This is a genomic window from Pedobacter mendelii (genome assembly GCF_014635725.1).
GTDB classification, from domain to species: domain Bacteria; phylum Bacteroidota; class Bacteroidia; order Sphingobacteriales; family Sphingobacteriaceae; genus Pedobacter; species Pedobacter mendelii.
Window position 1 is genome coordinate 1 of sequence record NZ_BMDJ01000023.1, and the last position, 3,832, is coordinate 3,832.

A 3,832-nucleotide genomic window follows, 5' to 3' on the forward strand; every position below is an offset into this window, starting at 1 on the left:
TTTATCAGGATTATTATCCTTTGCTTTAAAAATTAAATGTACATGGCTTGGCATAATACACCAGCAGAATAATTGTAAACCCAGATTTGTTATACTATATTTCAAACTATCTACTAAAACATCATTGTATAATGGCCTCACAAATACATCTATCCAATACACGGTTGCAAAACTTACAAAGTAAAGCCCCTCTTTATTGTAGAATTTATATTTACGGCTCATTGCTATGTTATCTTTCTTACTTATTATTTATTCACACGCGGCACGCGTGCGCCAGCGAGGGAACTTCATTATCACGAACCTCTATTTTGTTGCCATTTTTCAGTTTTCATTGCATCGTTGTTGCTTCATTTTCAGACAAAGTCTTGGTTTCAATATTAGATTTAAGTGACCGCTGAAATAGCGAACACTTAAACCAGAGTGGAACTTCATTATCCCAGTTTTGATTAACAAAATCAAGATTATAATTTTTATGGATCACACTCTTTCTTATGTAAAAGCAAAGTTCAACCATTCAATCAAGATTTCTCTCATATCAGCCATCGGGAGGACTAAGACATCGTCGATATTAATATTTGGATATTGGTATACTATATCTATGTCTTCCACATGATCTGAGAAAAAACCTTCATCTGCATTTTCTTGTAAATTCAAAGACCTATCCAAATCGTAAATAAAAGATTCTGTTTCATGTTTGCTTAAACCACTAACAAAGTGTAAAGCTGAATTCGGTCCGCCTGGCACATCTTTATATAGAATTGATATATCACCTTTATCAGTTCTTTTCTTTTGCATCTGAAAGCCATATTGTTTCAATTTTGACATAACATTATAATTTAAGGTTCTATAGATAAGAGAGCAATATGATCAAAAACAGGCAGACCTGATAGAGGATCTATTGCTTCTGTCCTATATCGTATCATAACTTTTGTTCCATCGCTAAAATTTGACCAGTAATCTGTTTCAACAACATCTCTATTAACGTTTTTAATTTTTTTAATTCTAACTTCCATTGCGAGACCCCTATGATTGTAAGCAAACGCCATTTCCTCCGTTAGTTTTTGTTTATTCCAAGATTGATTAAGTACAAAATGTTGTGATTTTTTTGAAACTTTTTTGCCATCTAATAACAAACCCCCTTGCTGGCGCACGCGTGTCGCGTGTGCATTAACCCAAAAAGATTATAAGTATTCTATTTCAATTAATCCTTTACCTCCGCTATAATCTACTGCACTACTATATTTCCAATGCCAGGCCTTATTTACAAAACCTGCTACAACCGGATTATCATGTAGATAATCCGCTTTTTGTTCAATTACTTCTGTACTCCATAATTCAATTGGTTTATTATTGTGCTGCCAAAACTGGCTTCCTTTTACATTACTAATTTTAACCCTGCACGCTCGAACATCCAAAGCATTCATTCCTTTCTAATTCCTGACTGTTTTCTTTTATCGCTTTTACCAATGCTTTAGAAGTGTGTTCTTTTATTCTTCCAAGTATTTTATCAGGATTATTATCCTTTGCTTTAAAAATTAAATGCACATGGCTTGGCATAATACACCAGCAGAATAATTGTAAACCCAGATTTGTTATACTATATTTCAAACTATCTACTAAAACATCGTTATATAATGGCCTCACAAATACATCTATCCAATACACGGTTGCAAAACTTACAAAGTATAAACCTTCTTTATTGTAGAATTTGTACTTACGGCTCATTGTTATATTATCTTTCTTACTTATTATTTATTCACACGCGGCACGCGTGCGCCAGCGAAGGGCAAAAATTCAGGCAAATCATCTACTGTAATCACTTCTGAAAGTGACGGATAGTATCGTTTAGTTATCGGCTTGGTAATTGGCATTTCGTTCTTATCTATTATTACATATTTATTAAAGAAATTAACTTCTTCTATCTTTTATTCTTGCAAAACCGCTGAAACTTGGTTTAACTCTTTATATTTTTAATATCATTCTATCCAATATCCCCTTGCAAAAGTTACAAAGTGTAACTTCTTTTTTCTGTAGAATTTGTACTTACGGCTCATTGTTTATTTGCCTGCTCATTATTTCCATCTTGCTCGTTACGTCAGCAAAAGTTAATTCAATATATTTTTTAATATTTTCGCAATATTTTTCGCATCATCTACTCCCCGATGATGCGTACCTTCAAGTGGAATGTCCAATATTTCAAGTGCTCTCGACATTCCTTCTTCATGGTCCAATTTATTTTTTAATGCAAACAATGTCTTGACATTGATATGTGATGGCCCAAAGGGAAACCCAACTCCGAGAGCAGTACATTGTCTTTGGAACTGCTTTAAGTCGTAGGCTCCGAAACTTGCCCAAGCACGGCCTGATGAAAGATATTGCTTTTTCAAAACCGAGCATGCCTCTTTAAAGGATATACCATCCTGAGCAATCATTTCAGGAGTTATAGTGGTGAGTTCTGTACAGAACTCACTAACGGTCGATCGTTCTGGCTTAACAAGAATCCCTCTATTATCGGTTATCTCACCTGTTTTTATATCCAGTAAGCAAATACCTATTTCAATAATATCGCTATCCATTCCTTCCGGATTATTACCTTCCCAACAGGTAGCTTCCAAATCCAAAACAATTATCTTATCTAATATCTTTGCCATATCTAAACACTTTGGTTAGTAGGAATTAATGGTGTTGCATTATGGTAATAGGGATGATCCAACCAGGTGAAAACTGATGCCAATCTAGAGTCTTCCAAAAAAATATTTTCCTCAGGGTTTATATTAAATCCTCCTCCACCGACATCCATATATAGCATTAAATTGATTACAACAAATATTTCACCCGGTTCTAAACCAGAAAAATTATAATCAAATTCAAAAACACCATTATCAGGAATAGAAGGAGCTTCTGAAAAGTATGGACCAAGATCTTCGAGATAGAAATATTTACGTGTACCGATCACCGCATTTGAATGTATTTCAATTTGCTGGTATGCTAATGTTCGATTTTTAGAATCCCACACCTCTTTTGCTTTGTGAATTTTTTCAGCGTCTTTAAAAGATTCAATATCCCAAATTGTATAGCCATTTATGATTTGTTTATTAAAGTAAAACCCTCTACTATCGGAACCGGCTAATGAATTAATTATTAAATCATTAGGGTTTTCTGAATTTTTCAAGTAGTGCGTTGTACCGACGACGGCACCTTTATTATATCTTATCTTTTTTCTTAAGCCAAAATCATCCTCATATTCTTCTCGTAAATAATATTCGATACTTTCAGCTTGTTGGCTCGAAATCTGTTCACCATATGAATTTGTAAATTTAATAGTTGTGCTCATAATCGTTATTTTATTTGAATGGTAGAAAAGGCCCTAAATCCAGCCTAGAGCCTTTTTGAATAATTGCAAAATTGATCTTACTGCTTTTGAAAGTAGTAAATACTCCGCTAGAATTTCCCCTCGCTGGCGCACGCGTGTCGCGTGTGCATCTGTTCCAACAAAAACCATCATAAATACTCAATTTCAATTAACCCTTTACCGCCACTATAATCTATAGCAAACTATATTTCCAATGCCAGGCTTCATTTACAAAACCTGCTACAACCGGATTATCATGCAGATAATCTGCTTTCTGTTCAATCACTTCTGTACTCCATAATTCAATCGGTTTATTATTATGTTGCCAAAACTGGCTTCTTGTTACATTACTACTTTTAAGTCCTGCCCGCTCAAATAGCCAAAGCATCCATTCCTTTCTAATTCCTGACTGTTTTCTTTTATCGCTTTTACCAATGCTTTAGAAGTGTGTTCTTTTATTCTTCCAAGTATTTTATCAGG

At 34.3% G+C, this 3,832-nt stretch carries 8 protein-coding genes; all 8 read right to left on the reverse strand.

All coding sequences use genetic code 11. The features are described from left to right. Positions 1-222, reverse strand: a 222-nt coding sequence (locus IEV50_RS19465; protein ID WP_188417579.1) for a transposase, incomplete at its 3' end; no start/stop codon positions are given. A gap of 267 nt (positions 223-489) precedes the next feature. Next, positions 490-825: a hypothetical protein gene (locus IEV50_RS19470; RefSeq protein ID WP_188417581.1), complete on the reverse strand. Its 336-nt coding sequence runs from the start codon at positions 823-825 to the stop codon at positions 490-492. 11 nt (positions 826-836) lie between these two features. After that, the gene (locus IEV50_RS19475) at positions 837-1,151 is read right to left on the reverse strand and encodes a hypothetical protein (RefSeq protein ID WP_188417583.1); all 315 of its coding nucleotides are present in this window, start codon (positions 1,149-1,151) and stop codon (positions 837-839) included. A 30-nt stretch (positions 1,152-1,181) separates the two neighbouring features. Next, entirely contained in the window at positions 1,182-1,424 is a 243-nt protein-coding gene (locus IEV50_RS19715) for a hypothetical protein (RefSeq protein ID WP_229746819.1), read from the reverse strand. Next, positions 1,390-1,725, reverse strand: coding sequence for a transposase (locus tag IEV50_RS19720; RefSeq protein WP_229746820.1), 336 nt, complete (start codon positions 1,723-1,725; stop codon positions 1,390-1,392). Before IEV50_RS19720 ends, IEV50_RS19715 begins: the two co-directional genes overlap by 35 nt. 380 nt (positions 1,726-2,105) lie before the next feature. Beyond that, the gene (locus IEV50_RS19485; RefSeq protein WP_188417584.1) at positions 2,106-2,651 is read right to left on the reverse strand and encodes a 3'-5' exonuclease; all 546 of its coding nucleotides are present in this window, start codon (positions 2,649-2,651) and stop codon (positions 2,106-2,108) included. 2 nt (positions 2,652-2,653) lie between these two features. After that, on the reverse strand, positions 2,654-3,334 hold the full coding sequence (locus tag IEV50_RS19490; RefSeq protein WP_188417586.1) for a hypothetical protein: 681 nt from the start codon (positions 3,332-3,334) through the stop codon (positions 2,654-2,656). Positions 3,335-3,545: 211 nt separating this feature from the next. After that, positions 3,546-3,740 (reverse strand): hypothetical protein, encoded by a 195-nt coding sequence (locus IEV50_RS19495; protein WP_188417588.1) that lies wholly within the window; start codon positions 3,738-3,740, stop codon positions 3,546-3,548. Between the last annotated feature and the right edge of the window lie 92 nt (positions 3,741-3,832).